Source organism: Photobacterium sp. DNB22_13_2 (assembly GCF_052873915.1).
Genome location: NZ_JBNNXU010000016.1, coordinates 60,989 through 86,458 on the forward strand (window position 1 = coordinate 60,989; position 25,470 = coordinate 86,458).

At 45.9% G+C, this 25,470-nt stretch carries 22 protein-coding genes and 1 riboswitch; of the genes, 14 read left to right on the plus strand and 8 right to left on the minus strand.

From position 1 onward, the window contains the following. Window positions 1–4: 4 nt before the first annotated feature. A complete protein-coding gene (locus ACVA58_RS20060; RefSeq protein WP_446512141.1) occupies window positions 5–916 on the minus strand; it encodes a LysR substrate-binding domain-containing protein in 912 nt (303 codons plus the stop codon). Between the two features lie 114 nt (window positions 917–1,030). Here ACVA58_RS20060 and ACVA58_RS20065 point away from each other — a divergent pair, with 114 nt between their 5' ends. The 6 genes from ACVA58_RS20065 to ACVA58_RS20090 all read left to right on the plus strand — a co-directional run bounded on the left by ACVA58_RS20065 (window position 1,031) and on the right by ACVA58_RS20090 (window position 7,091). After that, window positions 1,031–2,368, plus strand: coding sequence for a 6-phospho-beta-glucosidase (locus ACVA58_RS20065; protein WP_446512142.1), 1,338 nt, complete (start codon window positions 1,031–1,033; stop codon window positions 2,366–2,368). A 2-nt stretch (window positions 2,369–2,370) separates the two neighbouring features. Next, entirely contained in the window at window positions 2,371–3,135 is a 765-nt protein-coding gene (locus ACVA58_RS20070; RefSeq protein WP_446512143.1) for a ChbG/HpnK family deacetylase, read from the plus strand. A 5-nt stretch (window positions 3,136–3,140) separates the two neighbouring features. Next, a complete protein-coding gene (gene nagE / locus ACVA58_RS20075) occupies window positions 3,141–4,595 on the plus strand; it encodes an N-acetylglucosamine-specific PTS transporter subunit IIBC (RefSeq protein ID WP_446512200.1) in 1,455 nt (484 codons plus the stop codon). Window positions 4,596–4,603: 8 nt separating this feature from the next. Continuing rightward, the gene (locus ACVA58_RS20080; RefSeq protein WP_446512201.1) at window positions 4,604–5,518 is read left to right on the plus strand and encodes an SLAC1 family transporter; all 915 of its coding nucleotides are present in this window, start codon (window positions 4,604–4,606) and stop codon (window positions 5,516–5,518) included. Between the two features lie 70 nt (window positions 5,519–5,588). Then, the gene (nagB, locus tag ACVA58_RS20085) at window positions 5,589–6,389 is read left to right on the plus strand and encodes a glucosamine-6-phosphate deaminase (protein ID WP_446512144.1); all 801 of its coding nucleotides are present in this window, start codon (window positions 5,589–5,591) and stop codon (window positions 6,387–6,389) included. A 234-nt stretch (window positions 6,390–6,623) separates the two neighbouring features. After that, window positions 6,624–7,091, plus strand: a complete 468-nt coding sequence (locus ACVA58_RS20090) for an ASCH domain-containing protein (protein WP_446512145.1) — start codon at window positions 6,624–6,626, stop codon at window positions 7,089–7,091. A 40-nt stretch (window positions 7,092–7,131) separates the two neighbouring features. Here ACVA58_RS20090 and ACVA58_RS20095 read toward each other — a convergent pair whose 3' ends face one another. Both ACVA58_RS20095 and ACVA58_RS20100 read right to left on the minus strand, forming a co-directional pair. Beyond that, window positions 7,132–8,139: an alpha/beta fold hydrolase gene (locus ACVA58_RS20095; protein WP_446512146.1), complete on the minus strand. Its 1,008-nt coding sequence runs from the start codon at window positions 8,137–8,139 to the stop codon at window positions 7,132–7,134. Window positions 8,140–8,148: 9 nt separating this feature from the next. Beyond that, complete coding sequence (locus tag ACVA58_RS20100) at window positions 8,149–9,171, minus strand: patatin-like phospholipase family protein (RefSeq protein WP_446512147.1); 1,023 nt, start codon at window positions 9,169–9,171, stop codon at window positions 8,149–8,151. Between the two features lie 253 nt (window positions 9,172–9,424). Here ACVA58_RS20100 and yegD point away from each other — a divergent pair, with 253 nt between their 5' ends. Continuing rightward, the gene (gene yegD / locus ACVA58_RS20105; RefSeq protein ID WP_446512148.1) at window positions 9,425–10,777 is read left to right on the plus strand and encodes a molecular chaperone; all 1,353 of its coding nucleotides are present in this window, start codon (window positions 9,425–9,427) and stop codon (window positions 10,775–10,777) included. Window positions 10,778–10,883: 106 nt separating this feature from the next. Here the strand turns inward: yegD and ACVA58_RS20110 are convergent, their stop codons facing one another. Further along, the gene (locus tag ACVA58_RS20110) at window positions 10,884–11,189 is read right to left on the minus strand and encodes a high-potential iron-sulfur protein (RefSeq protein WP_446512149.1); all 306 of its coding nucleotides are present in this window, start codon (window positions 11,187–11,189) and stop codon (window positions 10,884–10,886) included. 355 nt (window positions 11,190–11,544) lie between these two features. Between ACVA58_RS20110 and ACVA58_RS20115 the strand changes: the two genes are divergently transcribed. From ACVA58_RS20115 to ACVA58_RS20125, 3 genes are all read left to right on the plus strand, one after another. Further along, on the plus strand, window positions 11,545–12,207 hold the full coding sequence (locus tag ACVA58_RS20115; protein WP_446512150.1) for an HAD hydrolase-like protein: 663 nt from the start codon (window positions 11,545–11,547) through the stop codon (window positions 12,205–12,207). 136 nt (window positions 12,208–12,343) lie between these two features. After that, window positions 12,344–12,973 (plus strand): hypothetical protein, encoded by a 630-nt coding sequence (locus ACVA58_RS20120; RefSeq protein ID WP_446512151.1) that lies wholly within the window; start codon window positions 12,344–12,346, stop codon window positions 12,971–12,973. A 99-nt stretch (window positions 12,974–13,072) separates the two neighbouring features. Further along, window positions 13,073–13,480: an ester cyclase gene (locus ACVA58_RS20125; protein WP_446512152.1), complete on the plus strand. Its 408-nt coding sequence runs from the start codon at window positions 13,073–13,075 to the stop codon at window positions 13,478–13,480. Window positions 13,481–13,628: 148 nt separating this feature from the next. Here ACVA58_RS20125 and ACVA58_RS20130 read toward each other — a convergent pair whose 3' ends face one another. After that, window positions 13,629–15,002, minus strand: coding sequence for an alanine/glycine:cation symporter family protein (locus ACVA58_RS20130; protein WP_446512153.1), 1,374 nt, complete (start codon window positions 15,000–15,002; stop codon window positions 13,629–13,631). A 100-nt stretch (window positions 15,003–15,102) separates the two neighbouring features. Next, a riboswitch (glycine riboswitch) is annotated at window positions 15,103–15,196 on the minus strand. 303 nt (window positions 15,197–15,499) lie between these two features. Then, window positions 15,500–16,816, minus strand: coding sequence for a glycoside hydrolase family 18 protein (locus ACVA58_RS20135; protein WP_446512154.1), 1,317 nt, complete (start codon window positions 16,814–16,816; stop codon window positions 15,500–15,502). Between the two features lie 576 nt (window positions 16,817–17,392). Between ACVA58_RS20135 and ACVA58_RS20140 the strand changes: the two genes are divergently transcribed. Next, window positions 17,393–18,100, plus strand: a complete 708-nt coding sequence (locus tag ACVA58_RS20140; protein ID WP_446512155.1) for a response regulator transcription factor — start codon at window positions 17,393–17,395, stop codon at window positions 18,098–18,100. A 251-nt stretch (window positions 18,101–18,351) separates the two neighbouring features. Further along, the gene (locus ACVA58_RS20145) at window positions 18,352–19,491 is read left to right on the plus strand and encodes a DnaJ domain-containing protein (protein WP_446512156.1); all 1,140 of its coding nucleotides are present in this window, start codon (window positions 18,352–18,354) and stop codon (window positions 19,489–19,491) included. A gap of 77 nt (window positions 19,492–19,568) precedes the next feature. On the opposite strand, the gene ACVA58_RS20150 is transcribed toward ACVA58_RS20145, so the two are convergent. Together ACVA58_RS20150 and ACVA58_RS20155 are read right to left on the minus strand one after the other, a co-directional pair. Beyond that, complete coding sequence (locus ACVA58_RS20150) at window positions 19,569–22,658, minus strand: efflux RND transporter permease subunit (RefSeq protein ID WP_446512202.1); 3,090 nt, start codon at window positions 22,656–22,658, stop codon at window positions 19,569–19,571. Between the two features lie 2 nt (window positions 22,659–22,660). After that, window positions 22,661–23,785 carry an efflux RND transporter periplasmic adaptor subunit gene (locus ACVA58_RS20155; protein ID WP_446512157.1) on the minus strand — a complete coding sequence of 375 codons (1,125 nt, stop codon included), beginning with the start codon at window positions 23,783–23,785 and terminating at the stop codon, window positions 22,661–22,663. A gap of 147 nt (window positions 23,786–23,932) precedes the next feature. Between ACVA58_RS20155 and ACVA58_RS20160 the strand changes: the two genes are divergently transcribed. Both ACVA58_RS20160 and ACVA58_RS20165 read left to right on the plus strand, forming a co-directional pair. Beyond that, window positions 23,933–24,544 (plus strand): TetR/AcrR family transcriptional regulator, encoded by a 612-nt coding sequence (locus ACVA58_RS20160; protein ID WP_446512158.1) that lies wholly within the window; start codon window positions 23,933–23,935, stop codon window positions 24,542–24,544. Between the two features lie 63 nt (window positions 24,545–24,607). Next, window positions 24,608–25,411 (plus strand): transporter substrate-binding domain-containing protein, encoded by an 804-nt coding sequence (locus tag ACVA58_RS20165; protein WP_446512159.1) that lies wholly within the window; start codon window positions 24,608–24,610, stop codon window positions 25,409–25,411. Window positions 25,412–25,470: the final 59 nt, after the last annotated feature.

The window sequence follows — 25,470 nt, forward strand, 5'->3', positions numbered from 1 at the left end:
GTTGTTACAGTTGATCTTTCGTGTTCGCAGATAGGGATTTTTTTCCGAACACCTCGTTATTGACCCAACTTGAAAATAGTTTGTAGCTTGCCCTGTGCTCCATTCCCTTTACCGAAACTAGCCAATAGTGCTTGTTTGTCAGAATTGCCTGATAAGGCGCAATCAATTCGCCTGATTGGATCAAATCTTTGACCAAGCTCCAGCGGGCAATTGCCAAGCCGATACCCGAGCTCGCTGCTGACAGGGCGCTATGAAAGTCATCTACCAAGAACCGATTGTTGTCGGTGGAGGTATACTCGCCGTCGTTAAGCCACTGCATCCAATTCGAAGAATTGACGTTGTCTATCAAGGTCAAACCAGACAAGGTTTTGATCCCGGAGGACAGGTTGTGCTTGTCGGCATAGTCTGGGCTACAGATGGGAAGGATACTTTCGCGTATTACCGGCTCGGTGTGAAAGTCACTGATCCTGTCCGCATAGACAATAGCTACATCCATCGATTCATCATTAAATGTTTGCGAAATGCTTGAAGTCACTACTCGAATATTCATTTGGGGATATTGCTCGAGAAAGCTTGGTAGGGCGGGTATGAGTACTCGCGATGAGAATGAAGGAGAGGCTCCGATACGCAATTCACCACATGGCGTAGGATCTTTCAGGTCAGAGATCACATTGTCGATAACTTGATAAGACTGGCTAACGGCATCGTAAAGCTGTTTGCCTTCGGGAGTCAGCGCGATACGCCTGACACGCCGGATGAATAGCTTACAACCTATTTCATCTTCGAGTTGTTTTATCCGATAGCTCACAGCCCCTTGAGTTATACCGAATTTTTGTCCGGCTTCGGTAAAACTTAGTGTCTCAGCAGTGGCTAAGAAAAGGTAAATATTATTGTGGTTGGCACTGGCTCTGAGCATAGTCTTACGCTTCTATGGATTAATTGTATTAATTTATAGCGTACTTCTTATGATTTGTTAACCACCTAAGCATTTGAAAAACTGATGCATGTAATCACTAGATGGTAATCAAACATGCAAAAGTTATTGAAAGTTGCCGTAATCGGCGCAGGCTCAAGTTACACACCTGAATTGGTAGAAGGTCTGCTAAAGCGCGTTGAAACGATGCCAATCGGCGAGTTGTGGTTGGTCGATATCGAAGAGAGCTGGTGGAAAGCGGAAATTATTTACGGCCTGACTAAGCGTATGGTTAACAAAGTCGGTAGCAAGATGCAGATCCACCTGACATCCAATCGTGCCGATGCGTTGAAAGATGCGGATTTTGTGTGTTCACAATTTAGAGCGGGTTGTCTGGAAAGCCGTATCCGCGATGAACGCATTGCTGCCGAGCATGGCATGATTGCCCAGGAAACCAACGGGATTGTCGGTTATGCCAACGCCTGCCGTACTATTCCTGTAGCGCTAGAAATTGCTTACGAAATGGAAGAGCTTTGCCCTAATGCATGGCTACTTAATTTCACTAATCCATCGGGCATGGTGACCGAGGCCATTTTGCGCAACAGCACCACCAAAACCATCGGCCTGTGTAATGTACCGGTCAATATGGAGCGCGGTGCGATGGAATTGCTGGACGCCGACAGTGATGATTTCTTTATTCAAATTGCTGGTTTGAATCACTTGGTCTGGGCTCGTCAAATTATCCACAAAAACCAAGACAAAATGCAGTTTGTTATCGACGAGGTGCTGGCGGGCAACGACAAGATGCGCCCACAAAATATCGCACAGTTCAGCTGGTCAAAAGCCCTGCTGAAGAATATGAACATGCTGCCTTGCTCGTATCTTCGTTACTACTATGCGAGCGAAGATATTCTCGAAAAGGAAATTGCCAAAAATAGCGAAGCGGTAAACCGCGCCGATGTCGTCAAGCAGATCGAAGAAAAGCTGTTCGATGTTTATAAAGACGAAAACCTGAACGAAAAGCCGAAAGAACTCGAGCTTCGTGGTGGCCAGTATTATTCAGAGTCGGCATGTAAAATAATGAATGCCATCTACAACAACACCGGCGAAATCATGCATGTCAACACCATGAACAAGGGGGCAATCAGCGGCCTTCCGGATGATTGTGCGGTTGAAGTCAGTGCGATTATTCGTTCGTCAGGTGCACATCCACTCAGCGTCGCGGCTTTCCCAGAAGACACGCTTCGCCTGCTTCAGAGTATGAAGACGTTTGAAAGGCTGACTATCGAATCGGCGATGAAGGGCGATGTCGAAATTGGCCTGCGTGCCCTTACGATCAACCCGATTGTCGGGACAGGCGTGAAGCTAGAACGCGCACTCAAAGATACGCTAATTAAAAATGCCCACCAGTTACCGCAATTTAAACCTGAAAACTTCGAGATTTTACAGGGGTAAACATGAAACTGATCATTAATGCCGATGACTTTGGCTTAACCAAAGGGGTTAATGCTGCCATTGTTGAAGCCATAAATAACGGGGTCGTGATGTCGACGACCCTGATGGTGAATCAGCTTGGCACGGCCGATGCGATTGATCTAATCCACACACACAAGTTAGAAAGTATCGGTCTGCACGTTAATTTGACATTGGGTAAGCCCGTATCTGAACCGGGAGAAGTTAGCAGTCTGGTTGATGGCAACGGTGAGTTTCATAGCCGCAAATACCTAACGGACCATGCCGAGCAAATTAATGCCGAGCACGTTTATATCGAGGCCATGAATCAATATCTGAATGCAAAGTCTTACGGTGTCGAAATTGATCATTTCGATTCCCATCACTTTGCCGCGTTTTTGCCCAACTTGAGAGATGGCTTTATTAAGTTTGCCAACGAAGTGGGGTTGGCATCTCGCAGAGCTGATTATTATATCGATGATATACAGGCGCTTGCTGTCAAAACAACAGATAAATTCAGTGCTCAATTTTATGGTGAGCGAGCAAATATTAAAGGCTTGAAAGATACCATCCTCGAATTAAAAGGTAGCGACAAAGAGACTACCGTCGAAATTATGGCCCACCCAGGCTATTCAGACGATGAGCTTGCCAGCCTATCGTCTTATACAACACAACGTGAACATGAACTGAGTGTCCTGTTATCAGAAGAAATCAAAATCTGGTTGCAGGCACAAGAAATAGAACTCATCGATTTCAAAGGAATCAAATAATGAAAATCAACGTTTTTGGATATTTACAAAAAGTTGGACAAGCCTTGATGATCCCGATTGCAGCCCTACCTGCAGCGGCGATCTTAATGGGTATTGGTTACTGGGTTGACCCAGTAAGCTGGGGCCATGATAGCCAAATCGCAGCCTTCTTAATAAAATCCGGCGGTGCGATTCTCAAGAATATTCCAATTCTGTTTGCTGTCGGTATTGCTTTCGGTATGTCGAAGGACCGTGATGGCGCGGCGGCATTGTCTGGTTTGGTCTGTTGGCTGGTGGTGATGGCGCTGCTTGACCCGTCAACAATGGCCATGATCAAAGGTATGGATGTCGCTGATATTCCTGCTGCATTTAATAAAGTCGATAATCAGTTTGTAGCGATTATCGTGGGTGTTGTGGTCGCAGCTATCTATAACCGATTCTCTGAGACGCAACTGCCCAAGGCTCTGTCATTTTTCAGCGGTAAACGACTAGTACCTATCCTGTCGGCTGTAGCCGGTATCGTTATCGCCGGTGTATTGATGGAAATCTGGAACGGCATGTTCTCAGGCATGACCAACTTCGGCGCTTGGATGTATGCGCAAGACTCTATCGGTGCAGGCCTATTTGGCTTCTTCAACCGATTGCTGATCCCAACCGGTCTTCACCACGCGTTGAACCCTGTATTTTGGTATGACGTAGCCGGTATCAACGACATGCCAACCTTCCTAGGTGGTGCCCAATCTATTGCTGAAGGTTCGGCGCAACCGGGTGTGACGGGGCGTTACATGGCGGGCTTCTTCCCGGTACTGATGTTCGGTCTACCTGCTGCTGGTCTGGCAATGTACGTCACGGCCCACAAAAAGAATAAAACCCGTGTTGCTTCACTGGTTATCGCGGCGTCTTTTGCCTCTTTCTTTACCGGTGTTAGTGAGCCGCTTGAGTTTGCGTTCATGTTCACCGCACCGATGCTATTTGCTTTACATGCATTCTTGATGGGGCTGTCGCTGTATATCGCATCATCAATGGAGTGGATTTCCGGCTTCGGCTTTTCTGCCGGCCTGGTTGACCTGGTGCTGCAAGCGCAAAACCCACTGGCAACCAGCTGGTATATGCTGGTACCGCAGGGCTTAGTATTCGGTTTGATTTACTTTGTCACATTCCGCTTTGCGATTCTTAAATTCAACCTAAAAACACTGGGCCGTGAAGACGAGTCGGAGTTGCAGGCGGAAGCAACGCCAGTTTCTGATATGGGCGAACTTGCTAATGCTTATGTTGAGGCGCTTGGTGGTAAAGATAACCTAACGGAAATCAATGCCTGTATTACACGCCTGCGACTTTCCGTGAATGACAAGTCGCTAGTATGTGACAACAAAATCAAGGCGCTGGGCTCACTTGGCATAGTCCACGTGGGTGAAAAGAACCTGCAGATTATTGTTGGCACCCAAGCTGAGTCTATCAGCCTGCTAATGAAAAAAGCATAAGGTAGATGATGTCTAGTAACACATTTCTCCGATTACCGGTCACTCTGATGTCATCAGTGATGGGTGTTGCTGGACTGGCTACCGCAGCTAAAGCTTCTGGGATCAACGCTCTCGCACCTACCGTTTCTGCGGTAGCGGTAGGTGCCATCGTCATGCTGCTGATCTTTACTTTGAGTTTATTCGCAAGGTATAGGAAAAAAACGACGCAATATTTTGATGAAATGGCGAACATGGTAAGTCGCAATTTCCTCTCATGCGGTACGATTTCCCTGTTCTTACTTTCTGGGCTGTTTAACAGCCCAGCTCTTTGGATGCTTGGCGCGGTAATTCAAGTTCCGCTTTTTATTTTTGTCCTAGCACGCTGGGTATATGGTTGCGAAAACCTGCTAGCAACCTTTAATCCAACATTTTTGATCCCGCCATTGGCAAATGTAGTCTGCTCTATCTTTGTTCCCGAATGGTTTAAAGGGTTCGGCTACTTTATGTTTTTACTGGGTATGCTGGTTGGGGGAGGTGTTTATCTGGCATTATTGTCGCGATTAGTGAAAAAAGCATTTATCGCTAAACCTTTATATCCGACCTATTTTATTATGATGGCGACGCCGTCAATGTTTTTCTTAGGGCAGCAAACCTACGCGATTAGATTATCAGCCGTAAGTGTGGGCTACTATATCTGGGCGGTTATTGCATCGATAGCAATATTACTCAATATAAGAAAATTCATTGGGACCAACTTTAGTTTGGCCTTCTGGGCTTTTACTTTTCCGATGGCGGCATTCACGACAGCAACATACCAGTATATTTATTTAACAGGCGCTCCGCTCTGGATTGGACATTGCCTATTGGCAATAACATTTTTAATCCTGCTGAATGTTATTACGAGAACGGTTTTAAACCGAAAAGACCTCTTATTGCCGCAGTAATTATTTATTATCACTAATTATTAGTACATGGCGATAAAGCCATGTTAGAAAACCATATCAGGAGAGCACAATGCGATTGATACCACTACAAAACTGCAGCCAGGTTGGCAAGTGGGCGGCAAGACATATTGCCAAGCGCATCAATGACTATCAACCAACCGCAGAGCGTCCGTTTGTTCTCGGCCTACCGACCGGCGGCACGCCGTTGGCGACTTATCGTGAGTTGATCCAAATGCACCGCGAAGGGGATGTCAGCTTCAAGCATGTCGTTACGTTCAATATGGACGAGTATGTGGGGATCACGGCGGATCACCCGCAGTCATACCGCACATTCATGTTCGACAATTTCTTCAACTATATTGATATTCCGCTAGAGAACATCAACCTACTAGACGGTAATACCGGTGACAACGCCGCTGAATGCCAGCGGTATGAAGCTAAGATCAAAGCCTACGGAAAAATACACTTGTTCATGGGGGGAGTGGGTAATGACGGCCATATTGCTTTTAATGAGCCGGCCTCTTCGCTGGCCTCGCGGACTCGGGTGAAGACCCTCACCGAAGATACCCGTATCGCCAACTCGCGATTCTTCGACTCCGATATTCATCAGGTACCAAAATCAGCCCTAACAATTGGGGTCGGCACCCTGTTGGATTCTGAGGAAATACTGCTTTTGATCACCGGCCACAACAAGGCCCTGGCGTTGGAAGCGGCTGTGGAAGGATCGGTAAACCACCTATGGACAGTATCGGCACTTCAGCTACACCCAAAGACCGTTATTGCCTGTGATGCGCCAGCCACTCAGGAGTTGAAAGTGAAGACGCTGAGATACTTTACCGAGCTTGAAGCGCAAAGCATCGAAGGTATTTAACCCGAATCCGGCTAACGAGCAATTGTAGTTTGACGAATCTGCAATGGTAAGTTGGCCGTTCTTGCATCAGGGAGGGTTAATGGCATTTATGGCGTCGCCGTTATCGGTAACCAAACGTCGATTAACCTGCTACAAAAGTTAGAGGCGATAGAACGGAAATCTAGTTGTATGACTGTGATGATATAGTCACTATGTTTATCACTACTAACACTAAGTAATTAAGAAGAAGGATTCATGAATAAAGAGCAAAAGGATTTTCTTGAGCAGTACTTGGCCACACTCTCGCAAAGTGAGCGCGATGCCATTCCAGAGATCATTGCTGAGTATTTTTGTGCCGATGAATACAATGCTAATGAGTGTGCGAGGTTAATCAACCAGGGAATTAAGCGTGCATCTTGTAGCTTGAAAGCGGGGTATGATGCTGAGGATGAGGCGCTTCCGAAAGTCGGACGTTTATCTGTTGTGCTCAATTGGGCGCAAGAGCCGGTCTGTATTATCAAACTGAAAGACGTTTCTGTTTGCCCTTTCAATGAAGTAACTCCGGAGTTTGCGGCTCTCGAAGGCGAAGGGGATCGGTCTTACCCGTGGTGGCGAGAAGCCCATATTAAGTTCTTTTCAAAGTATGCGGCCAGTCTAGATATTGAGTTTACCGAGTTGTCCGACTTGGTGTTGGAGCGCTTTGAGAAGGTATATCCACTATAAGCTACAAAAGCGGATTAAGTCGCGAACCTCGCGGCTTGGTTTATGCACATTCTTTAATGAAAAACTGTTGAAAGAACGACAGGGTTTCACTCATAACTTGATCACGTAGTTCATCTTTTTCCATCAACAATTCGTGACGCGCAGATTCAATCACCTTTAATTGGCATTGTTCGGTAACTTCATCAAAGCGGAATTGGGCACGATTATCAACAATGGTATCGTTTCCTGCCTGCAATAATAGCAAAGGGGTTTGAAGTTTGTTGGCGTCTTGGATACAGTGTTTTGCTGCTTGCATTGCCTGCCATATCCACCGAGCACTCGGACCGCCGATGCGCAGCTCTGGATGTATTTGATACAAGTGTTTAGCCCATACATAGCGTAACTGACTTTGTGATTGGTCGTTTTGTTCAAATGGTAATTCATAGTAAGCCCTTTGCCCCAGCCCGTAATTGGGTTTTGACTGGTAGAGGTCATAGAGTTTAGCCACTGCGGGCGCGACCAAGCGCAAAGGACCCGGTATATGCATACCAAACATTGGAGCATTTAACACTGCTGCGTTGAAAACACTGGGGTGCTGCTCCATATATAATGTTGAAATTGCTCCGCCCATTGAATGCGCCAACAAAAAGCAACGGGAATAGCGTGCAGGTTGGACAACGGTATCGATGAATATCTCTAGATCGGATACATAATCAGCAAACATATCGACATGGCCAAGCTCAGGATCATCAGCGATACGACCGGATGCACCTTGACCTCGGTGATCGTAGGTATAAATATCAAAGCCTCGGGAGTAGTACTCAAAAATCACTTCCTGGTATTTCCATACGCTTTCATTTCGGCCGTTGACGATGACTACACAGTAGCGATCTTGTGGCAGTAATGTCGATTCAGTTTTACGTAGACTAATACCAAAGATCGGTACACTATGAACACCAGAAAAAATATGCTCTTGCCGTTGCTGCCACATGTGGTGAATATCGTGGCTCATTAACTCTGTAAAAACTGATTCTTTGGTGACGAAGTCCGTCGCACATAATGGTGTCATGAATCCGTCCTATGCATAGATTTTTTCGTTACACATATCGGCGCTGTTTGAAGCACCCTGATTTGAGAATGTCGGATTTAGATTTGGTTGGCTTTGAGTCGTATGACTTGGAGCTGAAAAATCCCGCCCTACGGTAGCCATAAAATAACGGCCGGATTGGTATCCCAAGTGGTAATCGTGGTCGAGTGAGTCAATGGTACTGCCAATCAGTTTTGAGCTCAGATCTTTATTTGGGTGGATCTCATAGATCGTTGCATCGTCCGGTGGATTATTTAAGAACGCTTGGGTTTGGCGGTAATTTTCTTCATGTTCGAGTAGGAGCTGGATCAAATCTGACGCTTTAGTCTTACCCAGTGCTTTGCTGATTATTGACATCCAGCAGTGATCGAAACTAGCAGTGATCGGCACGGTTCGGATGACAACAATATGTCGGAAACCTCTGTCGTAAGCTTCTTGCACCGGAATAGGGGCGCCAACACCACCATCAACCCAGTACTGTTGCTGATTCAAAATGGGCTGGCGACGAAGAATAGGGATCGCGCATGAGGCTTTTAATGCCACTTGCCAGTTATCGTTGTCGAGGTCAAAAAAGGAGGCTTGGTGATTGTCTGCCTGACATGCACAAGCCAGCACGGTTCGAGAGCGCATGTTCTCATGACCTTGATGCCAGTCCAGTGGTAAGCGGGTTTGTGTTTGCTCCAACAACCAATCCAGATCCAACCCTTCTTTACCCAACAAAAAACGCGATAAATCAAAAAAATCATGGGTCGTTGTCGCTTCGGTAATGACACGATAAGCGTGTTTTGTTTGTCCGCAAATGAAAGATGCGATATTGAGTGAGCCTGCAGATGTACCGATTAGCAGAGAGAAGGGGTTAAACTCCGCATCCAAGAAGGCATCTAGCACTCCCGCCGTGAAAATGCCACGTTGACCGCCCCCTTCCGTTACCAGCGCTATGCTGTTGGACGTCATGGGTAAATAAGACAGTGCTTCCACATTGTTTACTGCACATGAAATATGTATTCCTGTCATTGCCAGCCCCTTACCACCTTGCTGTTGAAGTCGGGCTTATCATAGCGATGTCTTAATGGTCTGAATATTTGAAACTTCGAAGCAAATGGTTAAGTAAAAATTAACAATGCTATGTGGCCGAAAGTGGAGAGGGGGAGGAGAGGTGCCTAGAGGTTGAAATTAATCGTACAGACTATGCATTGTCATCAACTCATGATTGAACAAATGGTTAATTTCAGTATGATGGCCGGCTTTTCTTGGTTCGGAGGATAACATGTTTATCGGTTTTGATTATGGAACGGCCAATTGTTCAGTTGCTGTCATGGAGCATGGACAGCCAAAGATGTTGGCTCTGGAAGGCGAAAACAGTTTTATCCCTTCGACATTGTGCGCCCCGACTCGAGAAGCGGTGAGTGAATATTTGTACCGTCACATGGGTGTGCAGCCGATAGATGAATTGGGCGAGCAAGTTCTGCGCCGTGCGATCGCTTTTAATCGTGAAGAAGACATTATTGTCGACAAAGGCGATTTGCTTTTCGGCCAAGCCGCGCTAGATCTATACCTTGAAGATCCTGAAGAAGTTTATTATGTAAAATCGCCGAAATCCTTCTTGGGTGCTAACGGTTTGCGTGATGTGCAAATCCGTTTTTTTGAAGATCTGGTCTGTGCAATGATGAGCAATATCAAGCACAAGGCAGAAACCCAGCTAGATAAAGCCATCACCAGTACCATGATTGGCCGTCCGGTTAACTTTCAGGGTACCGGCGGTGAAAAAGCCAACCAGCAGGCTGAAGCGATACTGCGTCAAGCCGCCAAGCGAGCAGGCTTTGAGCACATTGAGTTTCAGTTCGAACCTGTCGCTGCCGGCCTTGAATACGAAAGCACTCTGACTGAAGACAAAACCGTCTTGGTGGTCGATATCGGTGGCGGTACGACAGACTGTTCAATGATTCAGATGGGGCCAAGCTGGGCGGGGAAAGTAGACCGAACCGAGAGCCTATTGGCTCACACCGGCTTGCGCGTCGGCGGAAATGATCTGGATATCTACTTGGCTTTTCGCCAAATTATGCCGCAACTGGGTTTGGGCAGTAAAACCCAGAAAGGGATTGATATGCCTATCGGCCAGTTCTGGAACCCGATTGCCATCAATAACGTAGTTGCCCAAACGGATTTTTATGGCTCAGCTAACCTTGCTGTATTGAAGCAGCTACAGCGCGATGCGGCAGAGCCTGAGAAGATAATGCATTTGCTAAAAGTGTACCGTGAGACTCTGGGCTATCAACTTGTGCGTAAGGCTGAAGAGTGCAAAATTGCACTATCTGATTTATCAGCACATACATTGACGCTGTCTCACCTTTCTTCTCTACTTGAAGTTGAGGTCAGTCAACAGCAAATGGCTCAGGCAATTGAAGCACCAAGAGTCCACATTAGCCAATTGGTTACAGAAGCCATCGAGCAAAGTGGCATCAAACCCGATGTGGTTTACATGACCGGGGGCACAGCACGCTCCCCGATCTTACGTGCTTGTATCGAGCAGCAATTACCTGGGACACCGGTGGTCAGTGGTAGCTACTTTGGCTCGGTGACAGCTGGATTGGCCCGTTGGGCAGAGCAGTGCTTTAAGTAATTGTTTTGTTTGTCTTAACGAAGCAATAAAAAAGCCTGACTATCGATATGCCAACCGCTTGGTTATATTGATAGCAGGCTTTTTCTTTCAGTGAATAATTTCCGGTTTAAGGCTTCTTCACCCAAGCGCTACACCAACCATTGGTATTTACGGCTTTTCCAGGGAAAATCGCACATGGGCGCCACTCGTCACCATCACTTCCTTGAATGAGTGCGCAATTGCCACAATGTTTTTCACTGTCTGCTGCTTGGTGAACGTATTGAAGGGCTTTTGCTTGAGGATCATCCTCAGTCAGCTGGGGTAAGTCTGCTGCATGGGCCGGTTTGACCAATAGCTCCTTACCAACAGTAATACCAATGACACTGGCAAGCCCAAGTTTGAGGAAATTCCTTCTATTTGCTGTGTATTTCATATTACGACCTTTCCTATTGCTCACAAGTTTAACGACATTCATTTTTGTTATTTGTGTTGCTCTACAAGGGTAATACGGATCGCAACGCGATGTTGGGTCAAAAATGTGATGATGTTAATGAGATTGTTATATTTTGTGATTACACTTTTCGTGAGTGTTGAGTGCAATATGCTGAAAAGTGGTTGATTGATAAGTGAACAATCAAGGTTTAGTGCTGAGATAACGTACTAACATACTGAGAAATAACGCTTGATCTGAAACAAGCTTTTACAGATTACGCGAAATTAAGGGTTGCAACATTTTCTTTACAAGCGCATTATCTTGCGTCGAGTGCAGCAAGTCATAAGGATAAAAAATGGCAAATTTGTTTTTATTGGATATTGATGGGGCACTGGTAGATTCAAATAACCTAGAGCTGGATTGCTATGTTAAAGCAGTCAATGAAGTGCTAGGTGTTGAAATGGATACAGACCTGACCCAATACGCCAATCTTACCGATGCCGGAGTGTTAGACGAAATCATCGCCAAACACGGTATAGCCGAGAGCCGATCACTGATTCATCGTAAAGTAGAGAGCCGTTTCTCGGCCTTGGTTCAACAAGCAATAAAGGAATCCCCAGAAACGGTGAGTGAAGCCATGGGGGCCAAAGCGTTTTTGACCCACATAAAAGAGTCCCAAGATGCGCATATTGCTATTGCCACCAGTGGTTGGGCGTCGACAGCTAAATTGAAATTGCGTGCAGCAGGTTTTGATATTACTAATGTGACTTTCGCTTCATCTTCTGATGCGTTAAGCCGTACAGAAATTATGGCGTTGGCCGCTTTTCGTGCTAAACAAGACTCCGGTGTTGTTTTCGACCGCCGCGTTGTGTTTGCTCATGGCGATCGTAATAAGCATGCATCACAAGAGCTTGGTTATGATTATGTTGAAGTAGGTCTTACACATGGCCACCATACACATATTCCAAACCTTGCTCACTACCAGGCGGCATTTTCTCGATTGGCCTTGTCTGCATAAGGACATTCATTCCTTATAGGGATGATATTGTGAGCTGATGTGAGAATCATTCCAGATTCTCAACTCTTTGGGCGTAGTGCGGGAAATTCCGCATATAGTATAAGCAGTTATTTTCTTTTCTTGCATTCAAATTGCTATGCTAACTTTACGCCCAATGGGTAAATGGTCGATACCCTTACTTTGCACCTCGTTGTTGTTTATTTCTCTTCCTCCTCAAGCGGCCCAGGAAGATGTACCGTACTGTCACCGTTACGCTGATTTTAATTTCCCCGATTACATGGCGCTTTGGAATGAAGATGCCCCTGAGTTAACGGCCTCAACCTACTTCTCAATGCTGAATATGGCAGCAAGCAGCGCCGATAAAACGTTCTTGAGTGAGTTGCTCAGTCAAATCGGTCATACTTTTGTTATCCGGGATGATTTCGAGCAAGCTAAATACTACCTAGAGCAAGCAGAAGTGTATTTGAGTGATGCCGAGCCAAGAGCGCGAGCCTATTTCTTGAGAGAGAAAGCACGCTATTTTTCGCTGAAACAGCAGAAGGGACAGGCGACTGATTTATTACTGGAGTCGTGGCAGATTTCTGAAAGGGAACAGTATGAACAACTGGCCATCGAAACGGCGTTGGATCTGAGTGAAAACACGATTGCAGATCTTAATGAGGAGGCAAGGCAACATTGGCGTCAAACGGCAAAGCTATTAGCGGATTCAGCTCAAGATGAGCGGGCTAAAATTTGGGTAATGCAGAACCATTCACGGTTCATTTAATCGCTTTTTTACCTTTATCTCATTACAAGATGATTAGATAGAAGCCTCTATAAGTTCTATGCTAAAAAATAGCAATGATGGAACGTGGAGTAATATCGCATGGATGAAAAGTGGGTTATGCAATGGTTTAACGATGTTTGGTCTAACGCCAACAGTACAAAGTTACAGGTTTTAGCCACCGATCCTTTCCATTTTCACGTTCCTGGTGGAAAGAGTTACCTGCTTAGTCATACTGAGTACCTCAACTTTATAACGGTGTGGGGGCAGCGGTTCAGAGACGTTACTTTTCGGATTATTGACACGGTTAGCGATGACAACAAAACCGTCGTCGTTTACCAATGCCACGCTTTGTATTGCGGAGGGTGGGCAAAGATCCCGGCAAAAAAACAAAAAGTCATGATGACAGGAATGGCTTTCTTCAAACATAAAGGTGACAAAATTGTCGATTGCCGTCTTGAAGACAGTAGCTTTGATTTGTACCAGCAACTGACAAGGCGTTTGGAATAATACCAACCTACATAAATACTTGATCAACTACTTATCCAGATTGGTATAAAAAAACACCCCTCGATGATTTATTTCGAAGGGTGTTTAGTGACGGCTATTTCGTGAAACTTGTTAGGTATTGGGTGATAGCTAATTTAAAGCATCACACTTAAATAGTTTGTGCCTGCGCGGGTGGCGTATTCAGTTGTTGGAAGAACTCTTTAGTTTCCGCAATAACCACGTCACGCAGCAAGATCAAACCAATCAGGTTAGGGACTGCCATCAAACCATTCACGATATCGGCAATAAGCCAAATCATGTCCAGTTTCATAAAGGCGCCAGCGGCAATCAATACCAGGAAGAATACTTTATAAGGTAAGATTGCTTTAACGCCAAATAGGTAGGTAATACAACGCTCGCCGTAGTAGTTCCAGCCTAGAATAGTCGTAAAGGCGAAGAACATCAGGCCGATAGTAACCATCATAGGACCAATGAAGCTAGAGTCCAACCCGCTGGCAAAGGCATAGCTGGTCATCGCGGCACCCGCATAGTCGCTCTGCCAAGCACCGGTTACCACCAAAGTCAGACCGGTCATGGTACAAATGATGATGGTATCGAAGAAGGTACCTGTCATCGAGATCAAGCCTTGCTCTACACAAGAATCTGTTTTTGCAGCAGCGGCTGCCATAGGGGCACTACCCAGGCCAGATTCGTTCGAGAACACACCGCGGGCAATACCAGACTGGATAGCCAGCATGATACCGGCACCGACAAAGCCACCTGTCGCGGCATGGCCTGTGAAGGCTGATTGCACCACCAGTTGGATAGCCGCCGGGATCGCGCTGTATTGCGAGCCAAGCACAATGACACAAGCAATGATGTAGAACACAGCCATGAATGGCACAATTTTACTGGCCACTTTGGAAATCGATTTCACACCACCAAGCGTTACGACAGCAACAAGAATGGTGAGAATAACAACCGTGACTTCACGTGGGATCTCAAATGATAGATAGGCTGCATCAACAATGGCATTAGCTTGTGGGAAAGTACCAATACCAAAGCAGGCAACACCCAGTGCAAAGACAGCAAACATTCGTGCTAGCCATTTTTGTCCGGTGCCTTTTTCAATGTAATACATTGGGCCACCGAGCATTTGACCATTGGCATCGACCTCACGGTATTTAACCGCCAGTAGGCATTCTGCATATTTGGTTGCCATACCGAACAACGCTGCAAGCCACATCCAGAATAGAGCGCCTGGACCACCCATTTTAATGGCGGTCGCGACACCGACAATATTACCTGTACCGATAGTTGCAGAAAGCGCTGTGCATAACGCGGCAAAGCTGGAAACGTCACCGTCAGCCTTGTTGTTTTTATTTCCCTTGAATAGGAAGCCCAAAGCGAGGGGTAGGTAGCGGATCTGGATCAGTCCCAGACGGACTGTCAGGTAAATACCTGTACCTACTAGCAAAATAAGTAGTGGCGGGCCCCAAACGAGGTTATCAATAGTTTGTAAAAAATTATATAGTGGGTTCATTTTCTCTTTACCTTTAAACATCAAAGGAAGAGATAAAGAACAACAGTTATACCGTTGTATGGTGTATCAGAATGTTGGTGTTACTTTCTGTGCTGTTGATCTTATCTCCTCTGTCCTTTTGCCTGAGAGTTTCACCTGAATTCAGGTTTGCTCCTTCGGCGACCGACTTAACGGTTCTCTCCAGAGGCTCCTCCAACAACAGTCCATACCTTGCTCAGTGTTCAACCGAGTAGGGTGCCTGAAAGATTTACTTGCCATTGTTTGCAGTGGCTGCATACGGGATAGCGAGCTTACTTCTTCGGCGGGCTTGTACTTAGCGTTAATAGCGAGTACTTGCCACTCTCCTGCTGTCTTCATCGGAACTCAAATTTGCCCGGCCATACTAATAGATAAAAATGCGATTGTCTTCAAAAAATTCAACAAAATTTAATAGGATGGATTGACGTGCCAGAATTTTATGCGCGTATTTTCATTTGATATGGCCTTAAACTTTGTCTTCATTTGGGGGAGTATTCTAGCCCGCTAGCAATAGCCTCGAGTAACTGGTTTTGGTGATCTGCCGTAACTTCCCAAACAAAAACCCCAGCCAGTTGATTTTGTTTAACATAGATAGCCTTAGCTTTGGCCGAGCGAGGCGATTCGAATGTAATGTAGTCTTTTGATGTCGGGTTATAGAGTACAGCAGCCTCAGCGAGTTGATCGTAATAATAGAGAAATCCTTTATTGTTATTCCCAAGGAAATGGCGAGAAATATCATTGAAGCTAATAAACCCGGACTCGGTAATCGAAGAGGATAGGCCATTGTTTTTATTGGCTTTGAGTGCTTCAAGGCTAGTTATACTGGCATTATCGACCCCTTTCCATCCTCGGCCATAAAATGGGCTGCCAACAAGGATCTTTTGGGACGGAACAGATTGCTCGCGTAAGTGCTGTACCTGGCTTGAAACCGATAATCCTTCGGGGGTCAATGGTGTTTGATTTAAGTTAGTATGATGCCCGACAATGTTGCTCCATGGGCCATGGTAATCATAGCTCATCAGGTACACGGTATTTAATAATGGGCTCACTTGTGGCCAGTCGATACTCCCGTGGTGCTTTTGGCTAGCATTGTAAGTGATCGATAACTCGTAACTGTTGGGCATCTCGTTACCAAGTTTATCAAGCTCACCCCTGACATTCCGTAGCAGTTGAGTATACCCTTGCTTTTCTGATTTACGCTCAGTAAGTCCTAGCCCAGATAGTCCATACCCGCCCGGGTACTCCCAGTTAATTTGAACCCCTCCAAAAAACGGGTACATCTTTAACAAAGTACGCATGCTGCTAATCATATTGGCTTGGTATTGCTCGTTAGTAACCACGGTATGGAAAGGTTCAGAAAGCGTCCAACCACCAAGACTGGCAATGATGGTTAAGTCAGGGTTTTGCTCTTTAAGGTATTTGAGTTGGCCGAAATTACCTCGATAGTAGGCTTGGTGTGAGGTTTTGCCGCGCAGCTTGGCTTTAAGTGCCGCGTGATCATCCAACACAACCACATGCCCAATAGGTTTCCCTTCGCACCGTTTCGCCATTAATTGTTGGACTTTCTCCGGTGATTTGGTCACAGGGCCGCAGACAGCAAGAAATGAATAAACCAAGTGCGTCGCGTTGTCGATAGCCAGTTCACTCAGTACTGGGGACGATTTGTTATAGATTTGCCAATCGGGATAGTAAAGGGCTAATTGTGGTGCTTGAGCAAGGCTCAATGATGACTCAATGAGAAGATATAAAGTTATAAGTAGACGCGCCAGTGCACAACTGAATTTGCTCTGTGTCATTTATTCGCCTCTTTTCCTATCTCCAAGTGCTTTGACATGACTTGGTGATTTTTATTGTTAAATGTCAGCATAAAATGTCAGAAGTCGCTCAGTTAATGCTACTGGGTTTAAAATTTTGTGATATCAGTTGGATATGGTGTAACGCTATTAAGTGCAAATGTGTTGATATGGTCTTTTTCTTGCTAGTTACCTTAAGCGCTATAATTTTGTGGTGTGTAAGGCGAAAAAAAGCAAAAAGTAATTTTAAGAAAATGCAATACGGAATAAATTCATAGATTTTTTTAGACTTAAAATAGTATTAAAATTCGAAATTGATATAACAGACTTGATTTTAAAGGCAGATATGCGCTTTAACTTGTTGAAGTCATCGCATTAGCAGATTATTTCAAAGAAATAGCTTTAAAGTTGAAACAAATTTGCTGTCTGGAATTTTTTGGGTTTATAGACGTTAATTATCAATGTCACGTCACTTTTTTGACGGACATAAAACTATAATTGATACGACGAAGTTTTATGACAAGGAGAGTTTATACAGACTAAGCGTTTGTAATTTTCTTAATAGATTAAGGTGAAGCTGTGATATGGGTTAGTTGTAGCCACTTCGATAAAGTGGCAGAAGCGAAAGAAAACCTTAAGATGTCACATGATGTGGTGGACGTCTCACCTTTTGAGCTGTTGTCAACCATGACAGGTCAGGAGCTGATCTTCCTTGAAGTCGTAGACTCAACGTCGAATGGTTTTGAATTGTTGCAGTCGGTAAAAAGCCGCTTCCCGCAGACTAAGGTCGTGGTGGTATATCACAGTCTTGATGCCGATCTTGCTTTGAATGTCCTACGAGCTGGTGGTGAGGATGTGATTGCCGCCAACGCAACCAAACAAGAGATTGAAGCGTGTTTCAGCAGGCTTCATACACATAGTGTCGTCGCCGAGCCTGTACAAGGGTATGAACAACGTGAACTGTCAATTAGGCCCGCATTGAAGATCATCGATGAGAATATTAGCTCACCGTTGCGGGAAGAAGATCTTGCCAATGCATGCCATTATTCTCCCACCTACTTTTCTCGCCTATTTCACAATGTGATGGGTGTGACCTTGAAGCAGTATATTATCAAGAAACGGCTGGATTTAGCGTGTGGGTTACTGAGTTCTGACAGAGAAAAAATCTCCCAGATCGCTCACTCAACAGGCTTCAAGGATGTTTCTTATTTCTCTCGGGTATTTAAGAAGCACATGGGCTGCTCTCCCGGTGAGTTCAGAATGCGTAAGCATAATCTGCATACTTGATGCTATCTGCATAACCGAAGAACAACCTAATATCATGGATATTAGGTTGTTTTTGTTTCATTGAGCGGATCCCCTCAATTTATCCAACATTAAGCCGATACATCATTTCTATTTTGTTCACGACTATTTGTGACACAAGCATCACAGTGCTGGCGAAATAATGCTTATTGTGTTTAGCAGGAATAGCTACTGTGTGCATATAATTAAAAATGGGATGTTAGTTCAAAAATGTTGGTTGTGGTAAAAATGGAATGACAACATATTTCGATATTTTAGGTATTAATAAAAATACGTCTTTACCTGATGTAAAGCGGCGATATAAGCAGCTTTCAAGCCGGTGCCACCCTGATAAGGGGGGGGCAAAGTCAATGATGCAGTTGGTCAGTCAGGCTTATGAAAAAGTGTTATCAGGACATGGCCATGAAGAGGCAGTACAGACTGTCTACCTCAAATCTAATGAGCAAACCGTGATATGGCAGAAAAAATGCCAGTTGCTTGAAGAGATCAATTTGGGCCTTCAGCAAACCAATAAGGATCTGGAAAAAAGACTGAAAACTGCGCTTGAAAAGCGACAGGATAAAACGACTGCTTCAAAAGAAGAGAAAAAATATAAGCAGATGATGGAAGAAGATATGCTGGCGCTGCGTAGAGAAAATCGCCGTTTGCAATCTAAAGTGGACAGCCTTCGTCGTGAAAAAGGAAGTGAGAAGACTGAGGTGGTGAAATCTGAACTTCCGGGGCAATTAGTAGCGGCCTCGCAGAAGTTAACACCAACAGTCGTAAAGCAAATTAAAGCCATTGGTCGGAGCCGTTATTGGGCTCGTTTGGCGATGCTTGGTATACCTGTTGCTCTGCTATGGCTCGCGATGGGACCTGCGAAAGAGCCTTTGCTGGATGTATGGCTGAGCCTGAACCCCGAGCCTCAACAAGTGAGCAAACCTACGATGCGACTGCTGCATCATGATCCTAATGAGAGTGATAACCAGAACGCGACACAGGTTGATTCACCGTTGGATGCGGTGATTGAAAAAGAAGAGATATTACCCCGTATACAAATGATCAAAGATGTTGGTATATGGCAGCTGAGTAAATTTGAAAATACGGCGAAGCACTACATCAGCGTGCGTAGTGAGAAGGGCTCATATGTGATTAAAAGCTGTCAGGGTGATTTTCAATATTACAAAAACACCTTGCAGCGCTCGGGGAGGATGGCCGCCAACCTTATTTATACTCGTGATGAGCGGCATTTTGAAATCTACGACATTCCCTATGGCAATGGCTCATTTGCCCATAACTGGGCCAAGAGCAAAAGCTTACTGATTAATAATGAGTACTTCCCAAACAACAACTTTGCAAGTTCATACAGTACTTTACAACAATACTGTCAGTGAAAAAAAATGACGGGCAAGCCCGTCATTCTTCTCTTATTCATTGCCTATAATATCTGGTTCAGTGTTGGCCACTTAAATCAGCTGAGCTGCAGTTCTACATTGCGTACCGCCAAAGGTTTGTACTTCACGGCTAGCTTGAACGCAGCGGGAACAAAGTAAAACGAGACCAGAGTTGTAAGCAGGGTACCGCCTGCAATTGCCACGGCAAATGGAGGCCAGAAGCCACCACCGGCTAGGATCAGCGGCATGAAGCCACCGATGGTCGTAATGGTTGTTGAGGTAATGTGCCTAGTACAGCTCATTACGGCGACCACAATCGCATCTAGGTTGCCCTCACTCGCTTCTGGGCTGCTCTTTAGCTCGGCCAGAATGACGATGGCTGCGTTAATGGCTAGGCCGACTAGGCCGAGCAAACCGATTATCACGGTAAAGCCAAATGGGTAACCAAAAGTGGCCACTGACAGCAACCCCAACCCTGCTGAAAGTATCCCGACTAGGAAAATTACCAGGCTTAACCGGAATGAGTTGAACGACAGCACGACAACCATAACCAGCAAGGTGATGACCATAGTCAGGTTTGCCATCAGGTTACCGACTGACTCGTTACGCTCTGCCGACTCGCCACCAAATTCAATGGTGTAGCCACTTGGAATACTCGCTCGGTACTTTTCCAGTTCAGCCTGAAAATGTACCAATGCTGTTTGCGGCAGCACGCCGGCGCGGATATAGCCTTCAATCACATTGACCCGCTGTCCGTTACGTCGAGGGATCGCGCCTCGACTAGGGGAAAGAGACAGATCGGCAATGGCAAATACCGGTAAGCCAATCACATCACTGTCAGCTTTTATAGGTAGTGGCAGACTGCTCAGTTGACTCATACTTTCTCTGTTTTCATCACTGACACGAACACGGACAGGAATGGATTCTGTGGCCTCAATAATGCTGCCACTCAAACGGCCAGTGAAAGACGCTTGCAGGAGATCAGCAAGGTCTTTAAGGCTCAGGCCACTTAGCTGACTGGCTTCCTCATTCACATTGAGCCACACCTTTGGTGTTCCCGGCTGTAGGGTTTCACGGGTGTGGGTAACGTTTGGAGTGTTAGCCATGATCAAGCGGATGTCTTCGCCGATTGCTTTGAGTCTATCGAGATTCGGACCATATAGTCGGACTTCTAGAGGCGCATTGAATGGGGGGCCTTGTTCAAGCTTTCTGACTAGGATCTGCGCATTGGGCATTTTCTTATCGAGATCGGCTTGAAGGGCGGGGATCATGGTGTTGGCAAGTTGGAAATCACTTACCTTGACCATTGCCTGGGCAAAGTAGGGGGCACCTTGCTGGCGACTGGTCAAATTATAATAAAAAGATGGGATGTTTCCGCCGACAACCCAACTGACCTGTTCGACACCCTCATAGTTTGCCATGATGTTGTCAACCTGCTGGGTCGCTTCTGAGGTAGCAAAAACACTGGCCTGCGGTGGTAGGAATAGCTGTATTTCGAACATATCCCGATCCGATGGCGGGAAGAACTGCTCGGTAAGTTGCGTTGCCGCCCAAAAACCGGTGAATGGCAGGATACATACCAAACCTGCTGTGATCAGTGGGTGTTTAATAGCAAAACGAATAGAGTCTTCAAAGCGTTTACTGACTGCAGGAATGACGATACCTGCGTGGTACCAGCGCTGGCCTTGACTGGCGGAGGGTAATATACGAGAAGCAAAACCGGCTACTAGCGTATGGGAAATTAAATACGAGCCAATCAATGAGAAACAGACTGTCACGGCAATTGCCCCGACAAACTCACCGGCAGGGCCCGGCATGAGGAAAATGGGTGCGAATGCCAATACCGTTGTCAACGTCGATCCCAGTAGCGGGATCCATAAATGGTGGATTGCCTGTAATGCCGCTTCCAGCTTGGCTTTGCCTTGTTGGCGGTAGTGCTGGATGGTGTCGACCATGACGATGGCGTTGTCGACCATGATACCAAGCGCAACGATCAAACCGGTTACTGACATTTGGTTGATAGGCAGCCCTGTGAATTTCATCATCGAGAGGGTGACAAGACTGGTAAGCGGTAATGAAACCGCCACAATAATCGCTGAGCGGACCCCTAAGGTCAGCAGTAAGACCACCAGGATAATTGAAAAGCCAAGCAATAAGCTGTTGTTGAGATCAGACAGGCGGGTTTCGGTATAGCTTTCTTGCTCAAAAATGACATCGACCGAAATATTGGAAGGGATCTGTTGTTGGTATTGCTCCAACAGTTTGTTCATCCGCTCAGTCCACTGATCAACCCGTAGCGTCGGTTGCATTCGGGCAGCCACAATAATCGCAGGGTTTCCGTCTACAACGCCAATTTCAGAGGGTGGCGATGCAGCTTTGCGCTCTACCTCGGCTATGTCTTCCAATCGAATCAGGAAGCCATTGTCATCCATTGTGATAGGTACACGCCTCACTCTGTCGAGGGTATCAAGCGAATCAGAGACTTCTAAGGCAAAGCGGTTTTTGCCATTAACCAATTCACCGGCTGAATTTTTAGCATCCGCTTGATCGATGGCTTGTGACAAAGAAATGGCTGAGAGGCCAAGAGCGCTAGTTGCTGCAGGATCTAACGTGACCTGAATTTCTTCATCGGGTAGGCCATAGGTATCGACAAACTCAACACCACTCATGATCCGCATCCGGTTACCGAGCTCAATGGCATAGCGGCGTAAAGTCAGCAAATCTGGCTGGCTATCACCTTGCCAAGTGAGGGCTGTGATCATGGTAAAGGCATAGCCATGATCGCTTTCTAAATCAGGTACAGAAGCGCCAGCCGGAAGCAAAGGTGTGACATCAGACAGTTTATCTCTAGTTCTCGACCACACTGGTTCCGAATCGATTATCTCGTCATTAAGCTCGACTTGAATAACCGAAATTCCCGGTCTTGAAACCGAAGAAAGCTCTTTTATTTCTTCTAGCTGGCGTAATTCCGTTTCAATCTTCTCGGTAATGAGCGCTTCAACCCGCTCGGCGGTTGCTCCAGGGAAGTGGGTGATGATGCTAGCATGGCGGTTGTGGATCACGGGATCTTCTGCCCTTGGTAGCGTCGTGAGGGCAGAAAAACCCGCCACGACTAAGAGCGCAACAGCTAAAACCAATAGGCGGGTATTGCTAATTATGGCTTCCATCTTCATAGCACGGCCTCATCGCGTGTATTCAGAGGAAGTGGTAACTTTTTTATCGGTTGTACTGCCTGACCTGGGACTAAACGGTGAAGCCCATCCGAAATCAATCTCTCGCCAGATGTTAGCGCTCCGGTTACATAAGCATATTCAGCGTTGGCATGGAGTACCTGAATAGAACGACGCTCAACCACATGCTGGTTATCCTCATCACTCATTACAAAAACATTCCACACGCCACGAAGGCCGTCTGTCATTGCAGAAAGCGGGATCCAATATCCGGGTTTATCATGTACATCACTAAACTGTAGGTAAGCGAGTTGTCCATCAATGACTTCAGCGTTTTCAGGCAAGGCAAATCTAAGTTTGACCGTGCGTGATCCGCTGTCGACACGAGCACCGGGATTTAACAGCGTGACAGGGTAACCTTTTGGGCCAACTCGCAGATGCCAATCACTATGAGTAATCAATTTAGCAAGTTGTTTGGCGGGTACGCCGATATGAGCCTCCCTGCTGGTGGAGGCCAGTAAAGTCAGGGTTGGTGCTCCGACATTAATAACATCGCCTTTTGACACATGGCGAGCACTGATGGTGCCATCGTATGGTGCGTAGACCGTCGACTTTTCTTGTCTGAGTTGGTTGGCAGCTAAAGAAGCTGTTAGCTGGCGGTAGTTGGCACGTAGTGCATTGCGCTGGCTATTGAGGGCATCAATTTCCGAATCAGCACTAAAGCCTTTCTTCTTCAATGAATTCTGGCGCTTTAAATTCGCTTCAACTAAGTCCAGTTGAGCAGTGATTTGGGACTGTTGAGCACGTAACTCATCCGCTTGGGTGATCAAAATTTGGGTATCTAGAATAAGGAGAGGATCACCAGCTTTTACGTCGTCGCCGACGTCAGCTAAGATACGGGCCACTTTGCCGCCTAGCTCGGCGCCTAAATTCGCTTGTTGTCCGGCTTGTACCATCCCGACATACTCTCGTTCGACACTGTAGTGATCGGAAGGCGCTAGCGTAATCGTATTAACACTTAGCCGTTGGCTCATTTGCTGATCGGGTGGTGATGTCGTAGAGGTATTGCATCCTACTAGCAATACGGAACCCATCACGATACCGGCGATTGTTGTCCTTTTCATCTTGCCCTGCCTTAAGTTGTGATATCCAAATATTTGGGATATAAACTAGACTGTCCAGTCCATATGTAAAAAATAAACCATTGGAACTAGACTGTCCAGTTTGATTGTATTAAAACTTATATAGGTTTGTTAATTAAGGGTGAGCGCGTGTTGACTGCAAGAAGTGCCCAGAAAAGGGAACAAATTTTAAAAGCCGCGACAGATCTGTTCTGCGAGCAGGGCTATGGCATTAGCATGGAGGCCATCGCATTAAGAGCGCAGGTGTCCAAGCAAACGGTGTATTCACATTTCAAGACCAAGGATGAGCTGTTTGATACTTGTATTCGGGCTAAATGTACCGCAAATCAGCTAGATATCTGCTTGCTGGATGATCCCAGAGAGCCTGAACAAGTACTTGAAGACTTCGCTTGGCGGTTTCAGAACATGTTACTCAGTGATGAGGCGTTGAATACTTACAAGGCAGCGGTAAGGCAAAGCGATACTCATCCTGATCTTGCCAAGGTTTACTTGAATGCGGGACCTAGAAATACGACAGAAATGGTCGCTGGTTATTTGGGTCAGTTGGTTGACAAAGGTTTGTTAATCGATGATTTGAACTGCGCCGATGCGGCAATGCAGTTTTTATTGATGTGCCATGGCAGGGTGGTTTACTGGGCTTATCTTGGCCAGCAAAGTGAAGAATCAGAACAGGAACGCAAGCAGTACTTGAAATCATCTGTCTCAATGTTTTTACAAGGCTATAAAAGTTCCAAAGGTTGAATTTACTAAGATAAATTACTGCTATCTTTATAGATAACTTTTTTGATGAGTTTAGAGGCATCTATGAAGACATGGTACATCAAAAGTGTAGCTGTAACTGTTTGTATTTTGATGTCATTGCTTTCTGGGATGACCCATGCGGCGAAAAGTCGGCTGACAGAAATTATTGATCGCGGTGTGCTAAGAGTAGGGACTACGGGTGATTGGAGCCCGATGACAATGCGTGATCCTGCCACAAATTTTTACCGCGGCTTTGATATCGATATCACTACCGAGCTAGCCAAAGATCTAGGTGTTACGGTGGAGTACGTTCCCACTTCGTGGAAAAAATTGGTAAACGGTGTGGTGACCGACAAATATGACATGTCGGGTAGTGCGTCACTGAATATGAATAGGGCGAGATTAGCAGGCTACAGCGATACCTATTACCATTTGGCTTTTGTTCCTGTTGTGAATAAAGCCAATGCAAAACGTTTTCGTAAGTGGAGCGACTTCAATGCCTCTTCGGTCATCCTTACGACTACGGCAGGCACGGTGCAGCAAAGTTTGGTAGAAGAATTGCTGCCGAACGCCAGGAAACACGCCAGTGAGAATGCCAAACTGACCCATCAATACCTTTTAGACAATAAAACCACCGCTATTGTTACCTCAAATATTGAAGCTGCAACCTTGGTCAAACGCTACCCGCAACTCAGCGTGGCCAAGGTCGACGGTATGCGACTACCGACTCCTATCGCGATGCTATTACCTAAAGAAGATCAAGTGTGGATCAATTACGTCAACCATTGGATCGAGTTGAAGCAAACCCAAGGTTTCTTTGATCGAGTAGCGAAAAAGTGGGGCTTAGTGAAGCTAAGCGTGAAGTAGACGAGATCTTGCGAGAATGATAAAAGGCGTGGTTTACCTCATCGGGGATCAACAAAGCA

Bases quoted from the DNA above. Each gene is read 5' to 3' on its own strand.
- ACVA58_RS20060 (WP_446512141.1), bottom strand. From the start codon at position 916: ATGCTCAGAGCCAGTGCCAACCACAATAATATTTACCTTTTCTTAGCC.
- ACVA58_RS20065 (WP_446512142.1), top strand. From the start codon at position 1,031: ATGCAAAAGTTATTGAAAGTTGCCGTAATCGGCGCAGGCTCAAGTTAC.
- ACVA58_RS20070 (WP_446512143.1), top strand. From the start codon at position 2,371: ATGAAACTGATCATTAATGCCGATGACTTTGGCTTAACCAAAGGGGTT.
- ACVA58_RS20080 (WP_446512201.1), top strand. From the start codon at position 4,604: ATGTCTAGTAACACATTTCTCCGATTACCGGTCACTCTGATGTCATCA.
- nagB (WP_446512144.1), top strand. From the start codon at position 5,589: ATGCGATTGATACCACTACAAAACTGCAGCCAGGTTGGCAAGTGGGCG.
- ACVA58_RS20090 (WP_446512145.1), top strand. From the start codon at position 6,624: ATGAATAAAGAGCAAAAGGATTTTCTTGAGCAGTACTTGGCCACACTC.
- ACVA58_RS20095 (WP_446512146.1), bottom strand. From the start codon at position 8,139: ATGACACCATTATGTGCGACGGACTTCGTCACCAAAGAATCAGTTTTT.
- ACVA58_RS20100 (WP_446512147.1), bottom strand. From the start codon at position 9,171: ATGACAGGAATACATATTTCATGTGCAGTAAACAATGTGGAAGCACTG.
- yegD (WP_446512148.1), top strand. From the start codon at position 9,425: ATGTTTATCGGTTTTGATTATGGAACGGCCAATTGTTCAGTTGCTGTC.
- ACVA58_RS20110 (WP_446512149.1), bottom strand. From the start codon at position 11,189: ATGAAATACACAGCAAATAGAAGGAATTTCCTCAAACTTGGGCTTGCC.
- ACVA58_RS20115 (WP_446512150.1), top strand. From the start codon at position 11,545: ATGGCAAATTTGTTTTTATTGGATATTGATGGGGCACTGGTAGATTCA.
- ACVA58_RS20120 (WP_446512151.1), top strand. From the start codon at position 12,344: ATGCTAACTTTACGCCCAATGGGTAAATGGTCGATACCCTTACTTTGC.
- ACVA58_RS20125 (WP_446512152.1), top strand. From the start codon at position 13,073: ATGGATGAAAAGTGGGTTATGCAATGGTTTAACGATGTTTGGTCTAAC.
- ACVA58_RS20130 (WP_446512153.1), bottom strand. From the start codon at position 15,002: ATGAACCCACTATATAATTTTTTACAAACTATTGATAACCTCGTTTGG.
- ACVA58_RS20135 (WP_446512154.1), bottom strand. From the start codon at position 16,816: ATGACACAGAGCAAATTCAGTTGTGCACTGGCGCGTCTACTTATAACT.
- ACVA58_RS20145 (WP_446512156.1), top strand. From the start codon at position 18,352: ATGACAACATATTTCGATATTTTAGGTATTAATAAAAATACGTCTTTA.
- ACVA58_RS20150 (WP_446512202.1), bottom strand. From the start codon at position 22,658: ATGGAAGCCATAATTAGCAATACCCGCCTATTGGTTTTAGCTGTTGCG.
- ACVA58_RS20155 (WP_446512157.1), bottom strand. From the start codon at position 23,785: ATGAAAAGGACAACAATCGCCGGTATCGTGATGGGTTCCGTATTGCTA.
- ACVA58_RS20165 (WP_446512159.1), top strand. From the start codon at position 24,608: ATGAAGACATGGTACATCAAAAGTGTAGCTGTAACTGTTTGTATTTTG.